Origin of the sequence: Streptomyces sp. B6B3, assembly GCF_039871525.1 — a bacterium.
Lineage (GTDB): Bacteria > Actinomycetota > Actinomycetes > Streptomycetales > Streptomycetaceae > Streptomyces.
This window is the reverse complement of sequence record NZ_JBDPLU010000016.1, coordinates 1-21294: the sequence shown is the minus strand read 5'-3', so window position 1 is coordinate 21294 and position 21294 is coordinate 1. Positions and strand designations below refer to the sequence as shown.

The window sequence follows — 21294 nt, the reverse complement described above, 5'->3', positions numbered from 1 at the left end:
CAGGCGCCGCCACGCGCGGCCACGAGTGCCCCGCCCCGCTGGCGGCGCCTGCGCCGGGCGGGCGTCCCGTGGCTGTTCCTGGCGCCCGGGCTGCTGCTGGCGCTGTGCTTCAAGTTCATCCCCATGATCGAGGGGATCAGGCTCAGCCTGCACGAGGTGCAGCCCTTCCTCGGCGACCAGTGGGTGGGCCTGGACAACTACGAGCAGGTGGTGACCGACGACCGCTTCCAGGAGGCGATGGGCCACACCCTGCTGCTCGGCATCGGCCAGACCTTCGGCGCGATCGTCGTGGGCTTCCTGCTGGCGCTGCTGCTGGAGGGGCAGGCCAGGTCGCTGTGGCTGATCCGCACGGCCGTCTTCCTGCCGGTCGTCACCGCGCTGGCCATCGTCGGCGAGATCTGGCGGCTGCTCTACCTGCCGACCGACGACGGCTTCGTCAACTCGGTGCTCGGCTTCCTCGGCTTCGGCCCGCAGCCGTTCCTGGACAGCCCGGACACCGCGCTGTGGTCGGTGATGGTCGTCGGCGTCTGGATCGGCGCCCCGTACAACATGGTCATCATCCTGGCCGGCCTGGCCGGCGTGGAGCGGTCGCTGTACGAGGCGGCGGCCGTGGACGGGGTGACGGTGTGGCAGCGGCTGCGGTACATCACGCTGCCCGCGCTGCGGCCCGCGATCGCCATCGTGCTGACCCTGGCCGCCATCCGCGGTCTGCGCATCTTCACCGAGGTGTACGTGCTCACCGGCGGCGGACCCGCCGGCGCCACGGAGGTGTGGATGACCCGGGTCTTCTCCCTCGGCTTCGAGCGCAACGACATCGGCGTGGCCTCGGCGGGCTCGATGCTGCTGCTCGCCGTCACGCTGCTGCTGACCGTCGCCGTCCGCCTCCTGACCCGAAGGAACGACCGATGAGCACCGCGCTCAAGGGAGCCGGCCGCGCGCCGCGGCGGACCGGCCGCCACACCAGCGCCACCCGGTTCGACACGGCCCTGGCCTGGTCGCCGAAGCCGGGACCCGGGATGGTGCTGCGGGTCCTGCTGTGCGCCCTGGCGCTGTTCGTCTTCGCCGCGCCGTTCCTGCTCATCCTCAGCGGGGCGTTCAGCGCGAACGCCAAGGCGTCGCAGCTGTCGCTCATCCCCGGCGAGTCCACGCTGGAGAACTTCCGGGTGGCCACCGACCGGGGAGTCTGGGACTACTTCGCGAACTCGCTGGTCATCGCCGGCGGCGGCCTGCTGCTCCAGATGACGGTGTCGGTGCTGGCCGCGTACGCGCTGGCCCGCCGCCGGTTCCGCGGCCGGGCTGTTGTGATGGGCCTGTTCCTGCTCACCATGATGCTGCCCGAGGAGATCATCGCGGTGCCGCTGTCCGTGGTGCTCGGCGACGTTCCGGTGCTCGGCCTCGACCTCAAGGGCACCGTGTTCGGGGTGATCCTGCCGATCGGCGCCTGGGGGTTCTCCGTGCTGGTCATGACGGAGTTCATGAAGGAGGTGCCGACGGAGATCGAGGAGTCCGCGCGGCTGGACGGCGTCGGCGAGTTCCGGATGCTCTGGCAGATCATCCTGCCGCTGTGCCGGCCCGCGCTCGGCGTGATCGGCATCTTCGGCTACCTGATGATCTGGGACCAGTACCTGCTGCCGATCATCGCCGCCAAGGGGCCCGACGACTACACGCTGACGGTCGCCCTGTCCATCCTGCGCGCCGACGTGCAGGTGGGGTCCGGCGTGGTGCTGGCCGGAGCGTTGGTGGCCCTCGTGCCCAGCCTCATCGTCTACTTCTGCCTCCAGGGCTCACTCGTCCGAGGCATCACCGCAGGCGCGACCAAGGGATGACTGCCATGACCGCCCTGGACTTCAAGGGAATCCTGTTCTTCCCCGTCACCCCCTTCGGGGCCGACGGGGAGGTCGAGACGGACCTGCTGGCCCGGCACGTCACGAGCGGCGTCGAGGCCGGGGCGGGCGGCGTCTTCGTCGCCTGCGGCACCGGTGAGTTCCACGCGCTGTCGGCGGACGAACTGGCCGCCTGCGCCCGGGTGGCGGTCACCGCCGTCGCCGGCCGGGTTCCGGTGGTGGCCGCGGCCGGCGGCCCGTTGCCGCTGGTGCGCCAGCAGGTCGAGGGACTGGAGCGGGCCGGCGTGGACGGCCTGCTGCTGCTCCCGCCGTACCTCGTGAACGGGCCGCAGCAGGGGCTGGTGGACTATGTCAGGGAGGTGACCGCGGCCACCTCGCTGCCGGTCATCGTCTACCAGCGCGCCAACGCCGTGCCCACGCCCGACACGGCGGCCGAACTGGCCACGCTGCCCGGCGTCGTGGGCCTGAAGGACGGGGTCGGCGACGTCGAGTTGCTGCACCGCACGGTGCGCCGGGTGCGCGGCGCGCGGGGCGCGTCCGCGGAGCCGTTCCACTTCTTCAACGGGCTGCCGACCGCGGAGATGACCGTGCACGCCTACCGCGGCCTCGGCATCTCGCTGTACTCCTCGGCCGTCTTCGCCTTCGCGCCGGAGATCGCGCTGGCCTTCCACCGGGCGGTCGGCGCGGGCGACGAGGACACCGCGGCGCTGCTGCTCGACGAGTTCTACGTGCCGCTCGTGGCGCTGCGCAACGAGCGTCCTGGCTACGCGGTGTCCCTGGTCAAGGCCGGCGTCCGGCTCCGCGGCCTGCCGGTGGGCGGGGTCCGGGCGCCGCTGCTGGACCCGACCCCCGAACATCTGGACCGGCTGGCGAAGCTCATCGACCACGGTCTGGGTGTCGTGGCGTGAACGCCGGGGCGTGAGCGCCAGTGGCGTGGCCTCGGTCAGCCGCAGCCCCAGAACGGGGCGACCTGGGGCCACGCCTCGACGCCGTCCGGCGTGACGACGTAGGCGCGTTGCGCGTCGGCCGAGAGCCACAGCTCCCAGTCGAGCCCGGTCAGCCGGTAGCCCGTGTCGTTGGCGTCGTCCGGCAGGGTCACGTCCGCCCGGCAGGCGGAGGTGAGCATGTTCGACGGCAGCGTGTCGTCCGGGTCCGGGCCGGGCCGGCGCCCCCGCCCGGCAGCAGGGACACGACGACCGCCGCCGCGACGACCGGAGCCACCAGCACCGCCGCAGCCAACCCGCCGGCTCGCCTCCCGCGCATGCCCGCTTCCCTCGTCCGGCGTACCCGTAGGACGAGGGGGAAAGCGGCCGGTTCCTGGTGTGCCCGGACCACGCGCGGCGCGCCGGGTCAGCGGGGTCGGGCTCGTCCGGGCCGGCTCAGCGAACGTCCGAGAGGGAGGCGGCCCTCCCGTTGCCTGCGCCGCGGCATGCGGCTGGCTGAGGCGGGCTCGGTAGTTTAAGGTAGATTCAATCTACGTAATATCGAATCTACCTTTTGCACTCCAGAGTGAGGTGACCCCGTGAGCGGCTTCAAGGGCAGATCGCTCGACCTGGAGCGGCTGGACCGCCAGTTGGGTTTGGTGGCCCAGGGGGCAGGGGGCACGCGCGGTCAGGCTGTGATCATGACGGGGCGGCGGCGCGTCGGGAAATCGCGGTTGGTGCAGGAGTTCTGTGATCGATCCGGGTTGCCGTATGTGGTCTTCCAAGCTACTCGGGGTCGTAATCCGGTGGCCGAGCGGGCGGATTTTGCCGCCACGCTGGCGCAGTCGCCGCTGCCCGGGGCCAGTCTGGTGGCGGGGCTGCAGGCAGGCGACTGGAACCAGGCGCTGCGGTCCCTGGCTGTGGCGTTGCCCGACGACGCCCCGAGTGTCGCGGTGATCGACGAGGTGCCGTGGCTGGTGGAACAGGACGGTGAGTTCGAGGGTGCGCTGCAGACCGTCTGGGACCGGCACCTGTCGGCCAAGCCGGTTTTGCTGATCCTGGTGGGAAGCGATATCTCGGTGATGGAGGCGCTGCGATCCCACGGTCGCCCGTTCTTCGGGCGGGCGGCGAAGATGACGGTCAATCCGCTGCATCTGGGGGACGTGCAGACCGCCGTCGGCCTGGGTGCGGCCGAGGCGGTGGACGCCCTGCTGATCACCGGGGGATTCCCGGAGATCGTTCAGTCCTGGCGGCGGGGCATGAGCCGCACCGCGTTCCTGACCGAGGCGGTGGCCAACCCTCTCTCGCCGCTCCTGGCGGCGGGCGAGTTGTCGTTGCTGGGCGAGTTCCCAGAGGCGTCACACGCCCGCGCAGTGCTGGAGGCGGTCGGCAGCGGTGAGCGGACGTTCACGACCATCGCCGCCCAGGCCGGCGGTGCCAGCGCACTGCCTTCCGGGGTTTTGACTCCGCTGCTGAACGCGCTGTTGGCCAAGCGGGTGCTGGCGGCCGACCTCCCGTTGTCGGCCAAGCCCGGCCACAAGAACAAGCGTTACCGCATCGCCGACCCGTACCTACGGTTCTGGCTGGCCTTTCTCCAGCGCGGTCTGCCACTGATCGAACGAGGCCGGGGCGACGTGGCCCTGGAGCGCATCGAGCGGGGCTGGACGAGTTGGCGCGGGCGGGCGGTGGAACCGATCATCCGCGAGTCGCTGCTGCGGCTGCTGCCCGACAAGACGTGGCCTGACACCGAGGTGGTCGGCGGCTGGTGGAACCGTCAGAACAACCCTGAGATCGACCTGGTTGGCGCCGATCGGGAGCCGGTGGCCGGGCGGGTGCACTTCCTCGGGTCCATCAAGTGGCTGGAGGGACGGACCTTTGACCATCACGACTACGTCGCTCTGGTCCGCGACGCGCCCGCCGTGCCGGGCGCGGGAACGGACACGCCTCTGGTCGCAGTCTCCCGCAGCGGCTTCGCTGACGGGTTGCCGCTCGCGGCCCACTGGGGCCCGGAAGACCTCGTCCGCGCCTGGCGCTGACCGGGATGGGCTGCGTTGCCCAAGCCGGGAGAAGCTGTGGCGACTGGCCAAGCGTGAGTCGATCCGCCCGAAGTACGCGCCGTTCATGGAACGGGAGGAGAGGGCCGCGACACGGTACGAGTACGCAGCCGCCACCGTGCCCGGCCTGCTTCAGACCGAGGAGTACGCCCGGGAGCAATTGCGCACCGACAGGCGCAAGACGGAGGCGCAGTTAGAGCGGGCAGTCGATCTGCGGATGAGCAGGCAGGAGTTCCTTCGCGGGGAGCCGCCCCCGACGTACCGAGTCATCCTCGACGAGGCCGTGCTGCGGCGCCCCATGAAGGACGTCGAGGCATGGAACCGGCAGCTCGCCCATATCGTCGAGGTGGCAGAGCTACCGAACGTGACCATCCAGGTGTTGCCTTTCGACGTGGGGATACAGCACGTGCTGGGTGGTTCGCTGACCATCCTGTGGGAGAAGGACGGCAGCTCAGTGGCCTACTTGGAGAGCGCGGCCCATGGACACCTGGTCACCGATCCGCTGGAGGCGGAACACTTCCGGCTGTCATACGATCAGCTGCGCGACGTGGTTCTCTCGCCGCAGGAGTCGCTTGAGTTCATCCGTTCGCTGATGAAGTGAGGACGACTGAGACATGGACGCCGCCCAAGCAGACATGAGCGTCACGTCGTGGCGCAGGAGCAGCTACAGCAACGCGGACGAGGGGAACTGCGTCGAGGTCGCGGACGGCTTCCCCGGCGTCGTCCCCGTGCGTGACAGCAAGAACCCGGGCCCCGCCCTGGTCGTGACCGCCGACGCATGGCGAGCGTTCGTGGGGCACGTCAAGGACTGAGCCTGACGGGGACGCTCCCGGGCACCAGGACTGCGGTACCCGGGAGCGGGCGCGGCACGGGCTCAGCCGCGGCCGGGCAGGTCGGCGGGATCCGGGGTGGGCACCCCGGCCAGGGCGCGGCGGGCGTAGGCGCGGACGTCGGCGTCGGTGTCGCCGAGGGCCGCGGTGAGCGCCTCGGCCACGGCCGGGTCGGCGGCCCGGGCGGCCAGCGACTGCACCGCCGCCCGGCGGACGTTGGCGTGCCGGTCGGACCGCGCGGCGTGCCGCAGCCGCGGCAGATGCTCGGGGCCCGCGACGGCCAGCGCCCGGATGGTGCCCTCGCGGACCCGCCAGTCGGGGTCTTCGGCCGCCCGGGCGGCCAGGGCGGTCAGCCCGTCCGCCGCCGGGAACGCGGCCGCCGCCTCGAACGCCGCCGCCCGGACCAGCGCGTCGGCGTCGCCGGCCAGCGCGGTGAGGGCCGGGACGCCGCGCGGATCGGCCAGCGTGCCCAGCCCGCGGGCCGCCGCGACCCGTACCTCGCGGGCCTCGTCGGCGGCGGCGCGGGCCACCCCCTCGGTGTCGTCCAGGCCGACCAGGCCGCTGATCGCGGCCAGCCGCACCGCCGTCACCTGATCGGTCAGCGCGGCGCGGAACGGCTCGGGGTCGCCGGCCCGCACGGCGCGCAGCAGGTCCAGGGCCGCCGCCCTGACGCCCGGATCCGGCACGGCCAGGGCGGACCGCAGCCCGGCGCGCAGCCCGTCGCCGTCGGCGGTGCCGGCGGCGGGCAGGATCTCGGCGAGCTCGCGGAGGGCCTCGGCGGCGGCCGCCCTGACCTCCGGATCGGGATCGCCCAGCGCCTCGGTCAGCGCGGTGCCGAAGCCCTCGGGCGTGGTCTCGGTGAGCACGGTCAGCGCGGTGCGCCGCACCGGGGCGTCCGCGTCGTCGAGATACGGACGCACCTCGTCCAGCGTGGGCATCCGCTCGTGCAGCGCCAGGAGTTCCAGGATCCGGGGTGAGCCGGCGTCGCCGGACCCGGTCTGCCGGCCGTTGGCCTTCGTCACCCGGGCCCTGGCCCGGGCTGTGGTGCCCGCCGGTTCGGGCACCGCCAGCGGCACCGGCCCCGGGTCGGCCAGTCGCGCCGGCGGGTCGAACTCCGGCACCGGGACGACGTAGGGCGCGACGCCGCGGCGCAGGAACTCCATCCGCCCGTCGGCGCCCTTGCGCAGGTTGAGGTGGAACAGCCAGCCGGCGTCGTCGCGTTCCGGCCGGTCCAGGCGCTGGTGGTACAGGCCCCAGCGGCTTTCGGTACGTGCCAGCGAGGAGCGCGCCGCCATCTCGGCGCAGTCCCGGATGAACGACACCTCGACGCACCGCATCAGCTCGTGCGGGGTGCGCCCGCCCATCTCGGCGATCTCGCCCCGCATCCGCTCGAACGTCTCCACCGCGATGGCCAGCCGGGTGTCGCTCTTGGGCGGCGCCACGTAGTCGTTGACGAAGCGGCGCAGCTTGTACTCGACCTGCTGCTGTGAGGGTCCTTCCGGGTGCCGCAGCGGGCGGTAGACCAGCTCGTGTGCCTCGGCGAGCTGGTCGGCCGGGGGTTCGCCGCGGAACGGGTCGCGGCCGGGGCCGAGGGCGGCGTGTTCGCCGGCCAGATCGCCGAAGACGAAGGCGCCGATCATGTAGTTGTGCGGCACGCAGGCCAGGTCGCCGGCCGCGTACAGTCCGGGCACGGTGGTCGCGGCGTTCTCGTCCACCCACACGCCGGAGCCCGAATGCCCGCCGCACAGGCCGATCTCGGAGATGTGCATCTCCACGTCGTGGGTGCGGTAGTCGTGGCCGCGGCCGGCGTGGAACGTGCCCCGGGTGGGGCGTTCCGTGGTGTGCAGGATGGACTCCAGCGCGGCGACGGTCTCCTCGGGCAGATGGGACACCTTGAGGTAGACAGGACCCCGGTCGGAGTCGATCTCGCGCTTCACCTCGGCCATCATCTGTCCTGACCAGTAGTCGGAGTCGACGAAGCGGTCGCCGAGCGCGTTGACCTGGTAGCCGCCGAAGGGGTTGGCGACATAGGCGCAGGCCGGGCCGTTGTAGTCCTTGATCAGCGGGTTGACCTGGAAACACTCGATGCCGGACAGCTCGGCGCCGGCGTGGTAGGCCATGGCGTGGCCGTCGCCGGCGTTGGTGGGGTTCTCGTAGGTGCCGTAGAGGTAGCCGGAGGCGGGCAGGCCGAGGCGGCCGGCCGCGCCGGTGGCCAGGATGACCGCGCCGGCCCGCACCACGACGAAGCGTCCGGTGCGGGTGTGCAGGGCGGCCACGCCGACCGCCCGGCCCTGGTCGGTGAGCACCCGGACCGGCATCAACCGGTTCTCGATCCGGATGCGTTCGCGGTTCTCGCGGCGGCGCAGCACCCGGTAGAGCACCTTCTTGATGTCCCGGCCCTCGGGCATGGGCAGCACGTAGCTGCCCGAGCGGTGCACCTTGCGGACCGCGTACTCGCCGTGTTCGTCCTTCTCGAACTTGACCCCGTAGCCCTCCAGCCGGCGCACCATGTCGTGGCCGCGGGTGGCGGTGCGCATCAGGGTGTGCTGGTTGACGATGCCGTCGTTGGCGCGGGTGATCTCGGCGACGTAGTCCTCGGGGGTGGCCAGGCCCGGGATGACGGCGTTGTTGACGCCGTCCATGCCCATCGCCAGCGCGCCCGAATGCCGCACGTGCGCCTTCTCCAGCACCAGCACCCGGGCGCCGTGGGCGCCGGCGGTGAGCGCGGCCATGGTGCCGGCGGTGCCGCCGCCGACCACCAGCACGTCGCAGTCCAGTGCTTCGTAGCCAGAGGGGTCGGCGGGTTCTGGTATCTCCATGGGGGCGGGTCCCTTCACGGCGCGGGCTCGCTGGGGGCGGGGGCGGGGGCGCCGGCGTCCAGCAGCGTGAGCAGTTCCTCGCGGACCCGCCGCGTCTCCGGGGTCGCGGCGGCGGCCCGGTCGCGGGGCGACGGCACGGTGACGACGCCGCGCGGCCCGGCGCCGGCCGAGCCGAGCACCAGCACCCGGTCGCCCAGGTGCAGCGCCTCGTCGATGTCGTGGGTGACGAACACCAGCGTGGTGCGGTGCCGGCGCCAGACCCGGACGAGGAGGTCCTGCATGGCGGCGCGGGTCACCGTGTCCAACGCGCCGAACGGCTCGTCCATCAACAGCACGCCCGGCGCGGCCACCAGCGCGCGGGCCAGCTGGACGCGCTGGCGCATGCCGCCGGACAGTTCGCGCGGCAGGTGCCGCTCGTAGCCGGCGAGGCCGACCCGTTGGATCCAGGGGGCGCTGGCCACGGCGCGTTCGCGGCGCCGCACGCCCCGCAGGGCCAGCGGGAGTTCGACGTTGCGGCGCACGCTGCGCCAGGGCAGCAGGCCGTCGTCCTGGAAGACCAGGGCGCGCTCGGCCCCGGGTCCGGCGACCGGCGCGCCGTCGACCAGCACCCGGCCCGCGGTGGCCGGGAGGAGGCCGGCGAGCACCCGCAGCAGCGTGGTCTTGCCGCAGCCGGACGGGCCGGCGACCACGAGGATCTCGCCGGGGGCGACGCTGAGGTCGAGGCCGGTGAGCACCTCGGCGCCCGGGTAGCCGAGGCCGACCCCGTCCAGGCGCAGCGCGGCCGGTTCCGGTTCGGGCACGGCGACCGCGGGCGATGCGGCGGGGCCGGCCGAGGATCCGGCGGGGGCCCCGGCGGGCACTCCGGTGGCGGGTTCGGGCGACGGGGTCGCCGTCGCGGTCGGGCCGGCGGGGGTGCGGGTCATGAGGGCCTCCGGGACTGGGTGGTGTGGGCGGCCCTGGGCAGCCAGCGGGTGACCCGCCGGCCGGCCAGTTCCACCAGCGCGGACGTGGCCCAGCCGAGCGCGCCGATGGTGACCATCCCGACCAGCACGCCCGGGTAGTCGACCACCGTGTACGCCTGCCAGGTGCGGTATCCGACCCCGTACTGGCCGGAGATCATCTCCGCGGAGATGACGCAGATCCAGGACACGCCCATGCCGACGGAGAGGCCGCCGAAGACGCCGGGCAGGCTGCCGGGGAGCACCACGTGCCACAGCACCCGCCACCGGCCGCCGCCCAGGGTGCGCACGGCCTCCTCCCAGATGACCGGCAGCGAGCGCACCGCGTGCCGGGTGCTCACCAGGATCGGGAAGAACGCGGCGACGAAGGTGATGAAGACGATGCCCTGCTCGTCGGTCGGGAAGACCAGGATGGCGATCGGCACCAGGGCGATGGCCGGGATCGGCCGGGCCACCTCCAGCACCGGCTGGAGCAGCCCGCCGGCCAGCCGGGAGCGGGTGACCAGGATGCCGAGCGCGATCCCGGCGAACGCGGCGAGCCCGAATCCGGTGAGGATGCGCTGCAGGCTGAAGTGCAGATCCTGCCGGTACGAGGCGGTGCCGACCTGCTCGCCGAACGCCGAGGCGACCTCGGTGGCGCTGGGCAGCCGGTCGAACCGCAGCCACCAGCTGACGTCGTTGACCGTGAGCAGCTGCCACAGGGCGAGGGCCGCGCTCAGCGACAGCAGGCCGAGGCCGAGCCGGACCAGCCGGGCGCGGCGCGGGGCCGCGGGGCCCCGCCGGCCGGGCGGGCCGGCCGGCGGGGTGGCGCCCGCCCCGGCCGCCCTGGCAGGGGACTTGGGGGGCGTGCCGGTGGGCGGGCGGGTCAGCGGAGTCGTCGTCATCGGGCGGGCTCCTTGTCTACGGGTCACGCGTCGGCGAGCGCTTCCCGGTAGCCGACGAGTTCGGCGCCCGGGTGGTCGGCGACGTACGCGTCGGCGGCGGAGGGCGCGGCGAACGGCAGCAGCCGGTGGTCCGGCTCGGCCCCGGGGTCGCGCACCCAGGTCATGTGGTCGGCGAACCACCGGGTGCCGGTCGTGGCGTCCGGCACGTACGCGGCGCGCGGGGTCCCGCCCGCCGCCGTGGCCTCGCGGATCTGGCGCAGCAGGCAGGTGGGCGTCGCGGCGGGCCGGGTGGTGTCCTCACCGTCCAGCCACAGCTCGCCGGCGGTGGCCGGGTCCTCCACCGCGACGCCGCAGGCGGCGTCGGTGCCGGTGAGGGCGGCCGGGTTCGTGGCGGACGCCAGGTCCTCCTCGTAGCCGGGCCCGTAGGCCTCGCGCAGGTACGAGTCGTCCACGAAGGCGTCGAGGTCGAGCGCCTCCAGGTCGGCGATGTCCTCCAGCAGCGGGATGTCCTGCTCCAGCGCGTCCACCAGTTCGGGCTTGACGGTGGCGTCGAAGGTGGAGATGCCGTTCGGGCCGTTGTAGAGGTAGACGACCTCGGGCGGCAGCCCGGTGTCCTCGGCCACGATGGTCGCGGCCGCCAGCGGGTTCTCGTGCAGGAACGTCGTGGCGTCCAGCTGGGCCTGGAGGAAGGCGTTCAGCACCTCCGGGCGCTCCTCGGCGAACGGCTCGCCGACGACCACGCCGTGCAGCGTGGGCAGGCCGAGGGCGGCGCCGTCGTAGAGCAGCCTGGCCCGGTCCTGGAAGACCAGAAGCCCCGGCCACGCCACGAACTGCGACTGGGCGGCGACCGCGCCCGACTCCAGGGCGGAGGCGCCGACCTGCGGCTGCTGGTTCTCCACCGAGACGGCGTCGGCGGGCAGCCCGGCCTGTTCCAGGGCCCGGACCAGCTGGCCGTGTCCGGCGGAGCCGACGGACGTCGAGACGGTCTCGCCGGCCAGGTCGGACAGCGTCCTGGCGTCGGATTCCGGCGGCACCACGACGCCGTTGAGGCCGCCGTCCGCGTTGTAGCCGGTGACCGAGACCATGATGCTGCGGTCCTCGCCCAGCGGTTGGGTGCGCGAGCCGTTGATCAGCATCGGGTAGTCGCCCATCGAGCCGATGTCGATCTTGCCGGCCACCATCTGGGCCGTGATGGGCGCGCCGGTGTCGTAGTCCTGCCACACCACCTCGTACTCGTTGCCGTCCCGCGCGCCGAGCTCGTCGAGCCGCTGCTCGAACCAGCCCTTGGCGCGCAGCAGCGTGCCCGCGGTGACGGTGTTGATGGTCTTGGACTGGTAGCCGACGACGATCTGCACGGTGCCGTCGCGGGCGCCGGCGTCGGCGCAGCCGGCGAGCGGGACCAGGAGCAGGGCGACGGCGAGCGCCGCGCGGGACCGGACGCGGTGACGGGGGGCCAGAGCGCGGGGCTGACGGGGGGTACGGCTGCGGGGCATGGGCGAACTTCCTTCAGCGCAGCAGATAGGGCATGTTGACGGTCACGGCGTCGGTGGGGCAGCGCAGCGCGCAGGGCCCGCAGTACCAGCACTCGTCCACGTGCATGTACGCCTTGCCGGTCTCCGGGTTGATGGCGAGCGAGTCGAGCGGGCACACGTCCACACAGAGGGTGCAGCCGTCGATGCAGCGGGACTCGTCGATGGTGACCGGGACGTCGGCGCGGTTCTCGACCAGGGCCATGGGGATCCTCCGTGGGTTCGGATGGGTCAGCTGCGGTGCGTGCGGGCCGTCATGGTGAGCCGGTCGCCGCGGAACCGGATGAACTCCAGGTCCACGGGGCGGCCCCCGTCGAGGTGGCTGAGCCGCTCCACGGCCAGCAGCGCCGCGCCCATCGGGGCCTGCAGCACGGCGGCGGTGTGCGGGTCGGCGCTGACCGCCTCGACGGTCAGTTCGGCGACGCCGAGGCGGCGGCCCGTCGAGCGTTCGATCAGCGCGAAGAGGTCGTTGTTGACCAGGTCCTCGCCGAGCAGCGGGGTCCCGATGTCCGGCGCGAGATAGGTCAGGTCGAGGGAGAGCGGCAGGCCGCCGACGCGGCGCAGCCGCTCCACGTAGACGAGGTCCGAGCCGGCCGGCAGCCCGAACCGCCGGGCGACGGCGGCCGGGGCCGGCACGGCGCCCGCGGCGCGCACCTCGTTGGTGACCGGGCCGTGCTCGCGCAGCGTCTCGGCGAGTCCGCACAGCCGGTTCAGGCCGTGCGGGTACTTCGCCGCGGTGACCAGGGTGCCGGTGCCGGGGACCCGGTCCACCAGGCCCTCGGCGCGGAGGGCGTCCAGCGCCTGCCGCACGGCGTTGCGGGACGCCGCGTACTCGGCGGCGAGGGTCAGCTCGTCCGGGAGCACGCCGTCGGGGAACGCGCCGGCGACGACCTGGCGGCGCAGGATCTCGGCGATGGTGTGGGCCCGGTCGGCGCGCCGCCGGGCGCCGCACGGGCCCGCGGTCTCGGTGTAGGGCAGCGGCGAGGTGAGCGTCATGGGTGGTGCCTCTCGGAGGAGCGGGCAGCCGCGGTAGCCCCGACCGGCGGGGGCCGGCGATGCCGGTCGGGGCCGAATGAGACCGGGCGTGCGCCCGGCGGCGGCTCCCTGGGGAGTCAGCGGGACAACGTCGACCGGTCCGGCCGCTCGTCCGCGCACGGCGGCGGCGCGAGGGGCGAACGTGCGGCGCGGGGCGGGGTCGTACTGGTACGACGGCTCAGCCGGCGGAGACCCGCCGGGATGCGGTCAGTCGTACGCGAGAACGTTCAGACGTGACAGAGGGCGCTCGCCTGACGGCGCAGGTCCACATGTGCCCGGCCCACCAGGCGCGGCAGCGCCGGGGCGGTGGTCACAGCGGGCATGAGCGTCTCCTCCAGAGAGGGCTGATGACAGGCAACCTCTCCCCTGCGTGTTTCCTGGCGGTTGCCTGGACGTTTCGTTCTCATTACGCCACCCTGGTGACCTGCGGTCCGGGCGGTGACCTGCGCTCGCGCCGGCCCACCGGCGTCACCCGCCACCCGGGGAGACACCCTCCAGCACCTCGGAGACCAGCCGGTCCGCCGCGTCCAGCACCGTGGCCAGGCCGGCGGGCGTCGCGTCGAGCAGCGCGAACAGGGCGTGCGCCCGGTCCGCGAAATCCGGGGGCGCGCCCGGCAGGCGCCCGGCCTCGGCCACCGCGCCCTTCTCGTTGAGCAGCCAGCTGCCGGCGGCCGCGTGCAGCGCCTGGGCGAGGACGCCGACCGCGCGGAACAGGCAGCCCGCGACGTAGCTGGCGTCGCCGGCGCCCACCCCCTTCCGGGCCACGGAGAGGGCGAATGGCGCCTCGAACCCGGCGTGCTCGACCAGCGCCCGGCGCAGCGGCGCCGGATAGTCGCGGAACGCGTCGCGCAGCTCCGCCAGCTCGCCCGCCGGGTCGGCGAGCAACTGGCCGAGCGCCAGCTCGCCGACGTAGGAGTGCGAGTAGACGCCCAGCGGGTGCCCCGACTGGACGCCCACCTCGAACCGACCCGCCCGGCACTCCTCCCAGATCCGGCGCACCCGGTCCATGTCCCGGAAGATCCAGTCCACCCGCACCCCGGCCACGGTCAGCCAGGCGCCGCCGTCCACCCACGGGCCCCAGCCGCCGGGCTCGGTGACCTCGACCCGTTCGCCCGTCAACTCGGCGGCCAGCCGGCGCAGCGCCTCCGTGTCCAGCGGCGGCCGGTAGTACAGGCCCAGGTCCACGTCCGAGTCCGGGCGGTGCACCCGGCGCGCCCGGCTGCCGCCCAGGGACACCCCGACGACGCCCTCGACGCCCGCCAGCCGACTCGCGATGGCCGCCATCATGTCGCGCTCCACGCGCCGAGTCTGCCGAACCCCGCCGCCGGTCGCGAGCGCGGCACGCGCGGACCGGGCCCGAGGCCCGCCCTTACGCGGCTGTGACGGTCCGTCGCGCAGTCTGGAGGCACAGCCTTCCAGGCGGCCCTCCCCCGAGGGCCGCCACGAGGAGAGGAGTGCGGGATGCGACGCGCCATGGCGCTCACCGCCGCCGCCGTCGTGTGCTGCGGGTTCGTCGGCTTCGCCGCCACCTCGTTCGCTTCCCCGGACGCCACACCGGACGGCGCGAACTGGTCGGCGGTCGAACCGGCGGACACCGACGAGAACGACGACGACCAGCGGCAGGGCCCGGGCGACGGCGGCGAGCCGGAGCTGCGCCAGCTGCCCCGACTCCCCGCGATAGAGGAGGACCTGCTGCACGGTGAGACGGTGCTGCAGGACCCGGAGACCGGCGAGCTGGTCTACCAGGTGCAGCAGCGGGGCGAGGTCACCGCGCGCGGCGAGGACAGCGTGACCGTGGAGAGCGCGGACGGCACCACCTGGGAGTGGTCGCTGACCGACGACACCCTGATCCGTTCGGAGGACTCCTGGGACGCCGACCCCGACACGATCGAGGTCGGCGACACGGTGATGGCCAACGGCACCCGCGAGGGCGACGTCCGCACCGCCACCTCCATCGGCGACCCGATCGAACGCCCGGCCGACTTCGGCGAGGGCCCCGAGGAGCTTCCCGGTCCCGAGGACCTGGAGGGCCAGGACCTGGAGGAACTGCCGGGCGACCGCGACCTACACCAACTGCCCGAACCGGAGCTGGAGGAGGAGTCTCCCGAGGAGGAGACCCCCTCGCAGTCCTCCTGACGGGTCGCCGGAGCCGGACCCTCCGGTCCGGCGAGCCGGCGCCGCCGGGCGCGCCCCCGCACGCCGCCACGTGCGGGGGCGACCGGCTGTCCGGCCCCGGGCCGTGCAGCCGTCTCAGGTGTCCGAGCTGGCGGGCTGTCGGGCGCTGGTCCGCGCGGGGTCACCCGTTGCTGGGCACGACCACGAAGCGCTGGGCGTCCTCGGCGTCCCGGCACGGGCTGACGACCGCCTCCGCGCCCGCGACGCGCTCCCCGTTCCGGATGGTCAGGCAGCGCCCGTTCTCCTCGGAACGGATCAGGTACGCCGCCGAGGGGCTGCCCACCGGTTCGAAGCGGAAGCGCTGGATGGCGCGGTCGCCCGAACAGTCGTCCCAGGGCTCCAGCATGTCGGCCGCCGGCTCGCGGGTGCGCAGCGTGAGGCAGCCCCGGCCGTGCTCCGGGTGCACCCACTCGATGGAGAACACGCCGTTCTCGCCGGCCCGGCGGAGGTAGGTGCGCGGCGGCACCGCCTCCCCGCACGGCGCCTGCACGGCGACCGCTTCCTCGTACCGGCCGCTGCGGTCCCGTCCCTCGGTCAGGCACAGGCCGGGCGCGCCGGACGGGCGTATCTCCGCCCAGCCGTCCTCGAACGCGACCCGCGCGGACTGATCGCCCGCGTCGCCGGCCGGCCACAGCACCCAGGCGGTGCCGGCCAGCAGCACCGCGAACGCCCCACCGACCGCGGCCAGCCGCGGCAGTCCAGGACCGCGCCGGCGACGAAACGCGGTCGCGGGCTCCGCCGCGGCCGGGTCGCCGTGCCCCGAGGTGGCGTCGACGTCCGGCTCCGGCGGGGCCGCGGCGATCCGCTCCCGAGCCGCCAGCCACGCGTCCACCTCGTCGTCCCCGGCACCGCAGGCCCGCACGAACGCGGCCAGCACCTCGGCCCGCGGCAGCGCGCGGCGGCGCAGCCCGTCGGCGATGGTGCTGCGCGCCAGCACCTCACCGCGGCGCTCCGCGCGCTCCTCCAGCTGACGGTAGGACAGCCCGGACCGGTCCTTGAGCTCCTGCATCAACGCGACGAACTCCGCCGCGGTCCGCGCCCGTTCGAGGCGCGCCCCGTGATCCCCTGACACGGCGCCATCCTCATGCCAGGCCAGGGGGAGATCAACCCGACTTCGCGCCATCCTTCCGGGACACGCCCCGGACAGCGCCGTGACCAGGCCGGACAGCCGGCCGGCTGTCCCGGACGGCGAAGCGCCTTGTGCGGCACCGGCGGCACGGGCCAGGCTCCCTTCCACGGTCGCCACGGCACCCCCGGCCCGTCCACTCCGCGGAATGCCGGCGCCTCCCCCGGCGTTGTGCCGGACACGGCGACGCCACGCGACCCCCGGACCAGACCCGGTCGGGGGTCGGCCAGCGGCACGCCGTGGCACACCGCATCGCGGACGCCCGCCGACCGGCTACCCGGCGGGCCCGCGCACGGGATGCCGCCCGGGCCTCGCCGGTCCGGGCGGACGAGGGAAGCGGCCGTGCCGATGGGACCAGGGCGCACAGGGGGCGCCCTGGACCCATCGTCCGCCGGCGCTCAGCAGCCGACGCGGGTGGTGCCGACCGCGATGTCGTCGTACCAGAGGGTGTCGGAGCCCTCGCCGTAGCTCTCCCAGCCGAAGCGCAGGTCGGTCAGGTCCGGCTGCCAGGCGCCGCCGTTCATCCACTGCTGCTCCACGTCCTGGGTCGGCGTGCCGTCCAGGTGCAGGCCCTCGACGCTCTCGCCGTTGACCCAGGTCTCCAGCAGGCCCGCCGGGTCGATCTGGTACTCGACGCAGACCCACTCGTCGGTGGGCAGCGGGACGCTCAGCGAGACGCCGACCGGGCTCTGCGCGGGCAGCGTGGCGTCGTCGTACTCGCGGTTCCACTGCATGGCCGAGTTCTGGCCACCCATCCGCAGGTCGGAGTTGTTGTGGGCGGCGTCCTCCATGGCCAGGAAGGTCACGTGCTGGGTGGGCAGCGGGGTGCTGTGTTGCATCCAGAACCGCACGTACAGGCCGGAGTCCACGGCGACGTCGGTGAGCTCCGTGCCGACGAACATGTGGTTGCAGTAGCCGGTGCCGCCGTTCACCCGGATGGACTGGCTGCCGGTGTGGGCGACCGAACTGTCGACGCTCGCGGAGCCGGTGCCCGTGCAGTCGGGGGCGCCCGCGCTCCAGCGGCCCGAGGGCTGGGTGCCGGTCTGCGACTCGAAGTCCTCGCAGAAACCGTCGGTGGTGCACTCGGCGGTGGGCGCCGCCTCGGCGCCCTCGGAGCTGCCGAACGCGGCGGAGGTGCCGCCCGCCGCCAGGGTCAGGGCGAGGGCGACCCCGGCCGAGGCGCGGGGGAAGGAACGGGAAGAGCGAGCGGGCGCAGACGCCATGTGGTCCTCCAAGGCGGGTGGGGGTTGTCGCGGCTCGGGTCCTCCCAGCCCATGGGAGCGCTCCCATTCGCACCCTAGCCCCATCCCGCCACCCGGTCCAGAAGGTCGACCGCACCGCCGCGCGCCCGTTGCCGACGGCCCGCCGGCCGCCCGAGACCCTCCGGAACCTCGCGGTCCCGAACGGCACTTCGTGGCGGCCGGTGGACGCCTGCTGGTCGCCGAGGCGTCGGGACGCCCCGCCGCGGTGGGCGCCTGCCGGCCAGCGGCCGAACGCCCGGGTCGGATCGGGGTCCCGCGCGCGTCCGGGTGCGCCCGCGCCCGCCCTGCGCCAACCGGGCGCCGGGCGGGCGCCGATGGACACGTGCGACACCCGCGGCGCCGAGCTCGGCTTCGGGGACCCTGGCTGGACACCGCGCCGAACCAACCCGAGGCGATGGCCCGCCACGAGGGCCGGGTCCACCCGGAGGCGGGCCGCGAGACCCGGACCGGGTGGACCCGGCCCTCGTGCACCACCTCAGGAATCCGCGCCCCCGAGCCCCGCGAGCCGGCTCAGTCCGGCGCGTCCTGGATGATCCAGAGCCGGTCGGCGCTCCACCACGGGTCGAGCAGGGTCACCCAGCTGTCGCTGTGGTCGGGGTGGGTCAGCCCCACGACGTAGCGGGAGTCGCGGAGCGCGATCTGGTAGTGCGGGCCGCGGCGCCGGATCTCCCACTCGTTGCGCGCCCCGGCCAGCGGCCCCGTCTCCAGCAGGATGGGGCCCTGGTAGCGGATGTTCTCGTAGACCGGGCTGTTCTCGGCCTTGCGCAGCGGCTCCAGGAACCGCTCGCTGCCCACGTGTTGGACCACGAAGGTGCCGTCCCCGGTCCTCGTGAACGTCCAACGGTGGTTGTCCTTCAGCTCCGCGTAGTCCTCGCGCAGGGCCTTGAGGTGCTGTCGCTTGTTGACGAACGAGTCGGGGATCAGCACGCCACCCGAGAGGGCGCTCACGATCATCTTCTCGCCGTTCGTCAGGTCCTCGGTGGTCGAGTGTGGGTTGGTGGGCTCGACGGCCATCATCACCTCGTTGGTCGTGGGTCGTTCTGATGAGGTGATCCCCACCGGGAGGCCCCGGTCCCCCGGACTTCACCCGGACCGGTTAACAAGTAGCACTAGGAGGTGGCTCGCAGGCCGCCCGCCGGCGGCGCCGCCCGGGTGCCCGGGGCCGGCCGGGGTGTCGGGGGGACGGCGTATGCTCCGCGGCATGTTCCGCACGTCCTTCACCACCCGGCCCACCCTGCAGGGCACCTTCGGCATGGTCTCGTCCACCCACTGGCTGGCGTCGCAGTCCGCGATGGCGGTCCTGGAGGACGGGGGGAACGCGTACGACGCAGCCGTCGCGGCCGGCTTCGTGCTGCACGTCGTCGAGCCGCATCTGAACGGGCCGGCCGGGGACGTGCCGATCATCCTGGCGCCGGCGGGCGGCCGGGTGCGGGTGCTGTGCGGACAGGGGCCGGCGCCGGCCGCCGCCACCATCGAGTACTACACCGGGCTGGGGCTCGACCTGGTGCCGGGCACCGGGCCGCTGGCGGCCGTGGTGCCGGGCGCGGTCGACGCCTGGCTGGTGCTGCTGCGGGACCACGGCACGCGGGAGCTGGCGGACGTGCTGCGGTTCGCGATCGAGTACGCCGAGCACGGCCATCCGGCGGTGGAGCGGATCGGGGCGGCGGTGGCGACGCTGCGCGAGCTGTTCGAGACGGAGTGGACCTCCTCGGCAGAGGTGTACCTGCCGGATGGCCGGCCGCCGGCGGCCGGCGCGCTGCTGCGCAACCCCGACCTGGCGGCCACCTGGCGGCGGCTGCTGGCCGAGGCGCGGGCCGGTGCGGGGACGGGCGGCCCGGGCGGCCGGGAGGCCCGAATAGAGGCGGCGCGGCGGGTCTGGCGCGAGGGGTTCGTCGCCGAGGCGATGGTGGCGCACGCCGCCCGTCCGGCGATGGACTCGTCCGGGCGACGGCACGCGGGGCTGCTCGACGCCGCCGACCTGGCCGGCTGGGAGGCGACGTACGAGGACCCGGTGAGCTACGACTGGCGTGGCTGGACGGTGTGCAAGGCCGGGCCGTGGACCCAGGGTCCGGTGCTCCCCCAGCAGCTGGCGCTGCTCGATCCGGGTCTCGACGCGGCCGACCACGGCACCCCCGAGTACCTGCACGCCCTCATCGAGGGGAGCAAGCTTGCCATGGCCGACCGGGAGGCGTGGTACGGGGACGCCGCGGGACCCGAGGCCGTGCCGCTCGACGAGCTCCTCTCCCCCGAGTACAACGCGGCGCGCCGGGCGCTGATCGGCCCCGAGGCCTCCCGCGAGCTCCGCCCCGGGCGCCCCGGCGGCCGGACGCCGCGGCTGAGCGCGCACTGCGGCGCCACGGCCGGCGGCGGGGTGGCCGGCACCGGCGAGCCGACCGTCGCGCCCACCGGCGAGACCCGCGGCGACACCTGCCACGTGGACGTCGTCGACCGCTGGGGGAACATGATCAGCGCCACGCCCAGCGGCGGCTGGCTGCAGTCCTCGCCGGTGGTGCGAGGGCTCGGCTTCCCGCTCGGCACCCGGCTGCAGATGACCTGGTTGGAGCCGGGGCTGCCGTCCTCGCTGGTGCCGGGACGGCGCCCGCGCACCACCCTCTCGCCCACGCTGGCGCTGCGCGGCGGGGAGCCGGTGCTGGCGTTCGGCACCCCGGGCGGCGACCAGCAGGACCAGTGGCAGGCGCATTTCCTCGTGGCCCTGGCGCTGGCGCCCGAGGTGCGCGGCGGGCTCGATCTGCAGGGCGCGATCGACGCTCCCAACTGGCACCAGGACGCGTTTCCGAGTTCCTTCTTCCCGCGCGGGATGCTGCCGGCCAGCGTCACCGTGGAATCCCGGGTCGGCGAGGCGGCCGCGGCGGAGCTGCGGCGGCGCGGCCACAAGGTGACGGTGGCGGACGCCTGGACGGAGGGCCGGCTGTGCGCGGTGGCGCGGGACCCGGAGACGGGCGTCCTGTCGGCCGGCGCCAATCCACGGGGGATGCAAGGTTACGCCGTGGGGCGGTGACCCGGCGGCGAAGCCGCTCGTCCGGGCCGCCGCCGGACGCAAAGGCGCGGGCGGAAAAGAGCACTCGGAAAACGGGCCGTAGCGAATCCGAAACAAGGTCTGTAACACGTCTTCGATTCAGTACCTGCCATGGCTAATGATGTGTCCATGGCCGATCGGGAACTCACCGCGTCCCTCACCGCCTTCACGGCGGAGTTACGGGCACTCACCTCACGGCTGGATCCGGGCCACGGCTGGTACGCGGCCTTCGCCCGGCGGAGCCGCGCGGAGCTGGACGACTGGCTGGGTGGGCGGGAGCTGCCGCCCTGGGACATCATCGCCGACCTGCTCCAGGACCTGGCCGTGGGGCACGGCCTCGCCGCCGCGGAGCGCACGGGGTGGCGCATCAGGGACCGGTACGAGACCGCGGCCCGGACCCAGGACGCGTCGCCCGACGGGCGCGCCACGTTGGCCCGCCGGCTCGGGGCGCTGGACCACGCGGAGCGCGAGGTGCGCCAGCGGGCCCGGCTGCTGGCCGGCGCCGAGGAGCGCGCCAAGGAGGGTGGCGACGCCCGGGAGGCCGAGCGGATGGCCGCCCTGCGGCTGTGGGCCGAGGACGACGAGGAACGGATCCTGACCCGCCGCGCCGAGCTGAAGGCCCGCCTCGCGGCGGCGCGCGGCGCGGCGGCCAGGAACGACGAGGCGCGGGCCGCCACCGCGGCGCCGGCGGCCGGGGAACAGGCCCGGGCCCGGGAGCAGGTGCGGACCGGCGCGCCGGCCGCGGCGGACGGCGGTGCGGCGAACGCCACCGCGCCGCGGCCCCGGACCCCGGACGGGCCGGGCCGCGGGTCCGGCC

General features: G+C 74.2%; 20 protein-coding genes and 1 pseudogene. 9 read left to right on the top strand and 12 right to left on the bottom strand.

Annotated features, from left to right (window positions below; all coding sequences use genetic code 11):
* The first annotated feature begins 48 nt into the window (after positions 1-48).
* Genes ABGB06_RS27710 through ABGB06_RS27700 form a run of 3 tightly spaced genes read left to right on the top strand, consistent with a single transcriptional unit; the run spans position 49 to position 2752 of the window.
* Positions 49-909 (top strand): sugar ABC transporter permease, encoded by an 861-nt coding sequence (locus tag ABGB06_RS27710; RefSeq protein WP_347594559.1) that lies wholly within the window; start codon positions 49-51, stop codon positions 907-909.
* Positions 906-1826 carry a carbohydrate ABC transporter permease gene (locus ABGB06_RS27705; RefSeq protein WP_347594242.1) on the top strand — a complete coding sequence of 307 codons (921 nt, stop codon included), beginning with the start codon at positions 906-908 and terminating at the stop codon, positions 1824-1826. Before ABGB06_RS27710 ends, ABGB06_RS27705 begins: the two co-directional genes overlap by 4 nt.
* A gap of 14 nt (positions 1827-1840) precedes the next feature.
* Complete coding sequence (locus ABGB06_RS27700) at positions 1841-2752, top strand: 5-dehydro-4-deoxyglucarate dehydratase (protein ID WP_347594557.1); 912 nt, start codon at positions 1841-1843, stop codon at positions 2750-2752.
* 35 nt (positions 2753-2787) lie between these two features.
* Here ABGB06_RS27700 and ABGB06_RS27695 read toward each other — a convergent pair whose 3' ends face one another.
* Complete coding sequence (locus ABGB06_RS27695; RefSeq protein ID WP_347594240.1) at positions 2788-2970, bottom strand: hypothetical protein; 183 nt, start codon at positions 2968-2970, stop codon at positions 2788-2790.
* Between the two features lie 396 nt (positions 2971-3366).
* Between ABGB06_RS27695 and ABGB06_RS27690 the strand changes: the two genes are divergently transcribed.
* From ABGB06_RS27690 to ABGB06_RS27680, 3 genes are all read left to right on the top strand, one after another.
* Positions 3367-4803 (top strand): DUF234 domain-containing protein, encoded by a 1437-nt coding sequence (locus tag ABGB06_RS27690; RefSeq protein ID WP_347594238.1) that lies wholly within the window; start codon positions 3367-3369, stop codon positions 4801-4803.
* 85 nt (positions 4804-4888) lie between these two features.
* Complete coding sequence (locus tag ABGB06_RS27685) at positions 4889-5422, top strand: DUF5753 domain-containing protein (RefSeq protein WP_347594236.1); 534 nt, start codon at positions 4889-4891, stop codon at positions 5420-5422.
* Positions 5423-5435: 13 nt separating this feature from the next.
* Positions 5436-5633, top strand: coding sequence for a DUF397 domain-containing protein (locus ABGB06_RS27680; protein ID WP_347594234.1), 198 nt, complete (start codon positions 5436-5438; stop codon positions 5631-5633).
* Positions 5634-5695: 62 nt separating this feature from the next.
* Here the strand turns inward: ABGB06_RS27680 and ABGB06_RS27675 are convergent, their stop codons facing one another.
* The 8 genes from ABGB06_RS27675 to ABGB06_RS27640 form a co-directional block, all read right to left on the bottom strand.
* Entirely contained in the window at positions 5696-8470 is a 2775-nt protein-coding gene (locus ABGB06_RS27675) for a fumarate reductase/succinate dehydrogenase flavoprotein subunit (RefSeq protein ID WP_347594232.1), read from the bottom strand.
* Between the two features lie 14 nt (positions 8471-8484).
* Positions 8485-9393, bottom strand: coding sequence for an ATP-binding cassette domain-containing protein (locus tag ABGB06_RS27670; protein WP_347594231.1), 909 nt, complete (start codon positions 9391-9393; stop codon positions 8485-8487).
* Complete coding sequence (locus ABGB06_RS27665) at positions 9390-10178, bottom strand: ABC transporter permease (RefSeq protein ID WP_347594555.1); 789 nt, start codon at positions 10176-10178, stop codon at positions 9390-9392. The genes ABGB06_RS27670 and ABGB06_RS27665 overlap by 4 nt, the downstream gene beginning before the upstream one ends.
* A gap of 158 nt (positions 10179-10336) precedes the next feature.
* The gene (locus ABGB06_RS27660; RefSeq protein WP_347594229.1) at positions 10337-11806 is read right to left on the bottom strand and encodes an ABC transporter substrate-binding protein; all 1470 of its coding nucleotides are present in this window, start codon (positions 11804-11806) and stop codon (positions 10337-10339) included.
* 13 nt (positions 11807-11819) lie between these two features.
* A complete protein-coding gene (locus ABGB06_RS27655; RefSeq protein ID WP_347594227.1) occupies positions 11820-12047 on the bottom strand; it encodes a ferredoxin family protein in 228 nt (75 codons plus the stop codon).
* A gap of 26 nt (positions 12048-12073) precedes the next feature.
* Positions 12074-12838: a GntR family transcriptional regulator gene (locus ABGB06_RS27650; protein WP_347594225.1), complete on the bottom strand. Its 765-nt coding sequence runs from the start codon at positions 12836-12838 to the stop codon at positions 12074-12076.
* Between the two features lie 266 nt (positions 12839-13104).
* The gene (locus tag ABGB06_RS27645; protein ID WP_347594223.1) at positions 13105-13200 is read right to left on the bottom strand and encodes a putative leader peptide; all 96 of its coding nucleotides are present in this window, start codon (positions 13198-13200) and stop codon (positions 13105-13107) included.
* Between the two features lie 145 nt (positions 13201-13345).
* Entirely contained in the window at positions 13346-14164 is an 819-nt protein-coding gene (locus ABGB06_RS27640) for a nucleotidyltransferase domain-containing protein (RefSeq protein ID WP_347594553.1), read from the bottom strand.
* A 174-nt stretch (positions 14165-14338) separates the two neighbouring features.
* On the opposite strand from ABGB06_RS27640, the gene ABGB06_RS27635 reads away from it, so the two are divergent.
* Positions 14339-15013 carry a hypothetical protein gene (locus ABGB06_RS27635; RefSeq protein WP_347594221.1) on the top strand — a complete coding sequence of 225 codons (675 nt, stop codon included), beginning with the start codon at positions 14339-14341 and terminating at the stop codon, positions 15011-15013.
* A 160-nt stretch (positions 15014-15173) separates the two neighbouring features.
* On the opposite strand, the gene ABGB06_RS27630 is transcribed toward ABGB06_RS27635, so the two are convergent.
* From ABGB06_RS27630 to ABGB06_RS27620, 3 genes are all read right to left on the bottom strand, one after another.
* Positions 15174-16124, bottom strand: a complete 951-nt coding sequence (locus tag ABGB06_RS27630) for an RICIN domain-containing protein (RefSeq protein ID WP_347594219.1) — start codon at positions 16122-16124, stop codon at positions 15174-15176.
* Between the two features lie 452 nt (positions 16125-16576).
* Complete coding sequence (locus ABGB06_RS27625) at positions 16577-17401, bottom strand: hydrolase (RefSeq protein ID WP_347594217.1); 825 nt, start codon at positions 17399-17401, stop codon at positions 16577-16579.
* Positions 17402-17950: 549 nt separating this feature from the next.
* A complete protein-coding gene (locus ABGB06_RS27620; RefSeq protein ID WP_347594215.1) occupies positions 17951-18457 on the bottom strand; it encodes a hypothetical protein in 507 nt (168 codons plus the stop codon).
* 184 nt (positions 18458-18641) lie between these two features.
* Here ABGB06_RS27620 and ABGB06_RS27615 point away from each other — a divergent pair, with 184 nt between their 5' ends.
* Complete coding sequence (locus ABGB06_RS27615; protein ID WP_347594213.1) at positions 18642-20459, top strand: gamma-glutamyltransferase family protein; 1818 nt, start codon at positions 18642-18644, stop codon at positions 20457-20459.
* A gap of 147 nt (positions 20460-20606) precedes the next feature.
* Positions 20607-21294 (top strand): annotated as a pseudogene (locus ABGB06_RS27610) (hypothetical protein); the annotation flags it as partial.

What these genes read in the sequence shown, in the direction of transcription:
- ABGB06_RS27705 (WP_347594242.1), top strand. Translation starts at nt 906, where the DNA reads ATGAGCACCGCGCTCAAGGGAGCCGGCCGCGCGCCGCGGCGGACCGGC.
- ABGB06_RS27695 (WP_347594240.1), bottom strand. Translation starts at nt 2,970, where the DNA reads ATGCTCACCTCCGCCTGCCGGGCGGACGTGACCCTGCCGGACGACGCC.
- ABGB06_RS27685 (WP_347594236.1), top strand. Translation starts at nt 4,889, where the DNA reads ATGGAACGGGAGGAGAGGGCCGCGACACGGTACGAGTACGCAGCCGCC.
- ABGB06_RS27680 (WP_347594234.1), top strand. Translation starts at nt 5,436, where the DNA reads ATGGACGCCGCCCAAGCAGACATGAGCGTCACGTCGTGGCGCAGGAGC.
- ABGB06_RS27675 (WP_347594232.1), bottom strand. Translation starts at nt 8,470, where the DNA reads ATGGAGATACCAGAACCCGCCGACCCCTCTGGCTACGAAGCACTGGAC.
- ABGB06_RS27670 (WP_347594231.1), bottom strand. Translation starts at nt 9,393, where the DNA reads ATGACCCGCACCCCCGCCGGCCCGACCGCGACGGCGACCCCGTCGCCC.
- ABGB06_RS27660 (WP_347594229.1), bottom strand. Translation starts at nt 11,806, where the DNA reads ATGCCCCGCAGCCGTACCCCCCGTCAGCCCCGCGCTCTGGCCCCCCGT.
- ABGB06_RS27655 (WP_347594227.1), bottom strand. Translation starts at nt 12,047, where the DNA reads ATGGCCCTGGTCGAGAACCGCGCCGACGTCCCGGTCACCATCGACGAG.
- ABGB06_RS27650 (WP_347594225.1), bottom strand. Translation starts at nt 12,838, where the DNA reads ATGACGCTCACCTCGCCGCTGCCCTACACCGAGACCGCGGGCCCGTGC.
- ABGB06_RS27645 (WP_347594223.1), bottom strand. Translation starts at nt 13,200, where the DNA reads ATGCCCGCTGTGACCACCGCCCCGGCGCTGCCGCGCCTGGTGGGCCGG.
- ABGB06_RS27640 (WP_347594553.1), bottom strand. Translation starts at nt 14,164, where the DNA reads ATGATGGCGGCCATCGCGAGTCGGCTGGCGGGCGTCGAGGGCGTCGTC.
- ABGB06_RS27635 (WP_347594221.1), top strand. Translation starts at nt 14,339, where the DNA reads ATGCGACGCGCCATGGCGCTCACCGCCGCCGCCGTCGTGTGCTGCGGG.
- ABGB06_RS27625 (WP_347594217.1), bottom strand. Translation starts at nt 17,401, where the DNA reads ATGGCGTCTGCGCCCGCTCGCTCTTCCCGTTCCTTCCCCCGCGCCTCG.
- ABGB06_RS27620 (WP_347594215.1), bottom strand. Translation starts at nt 18,457, where the DNA reads ATGATGGCCGTCGAGCCCACCAACCCACACTCGACCACCGAGGACCTG.
- ABGB06_RS27615 (WP_347594213.1), top strand. Translation starts at nt 18,642, where the DNA reads ATGTTCCGCACGTCCTTCACCACCCGGCCCACCCTGCAGGGCACCTTC.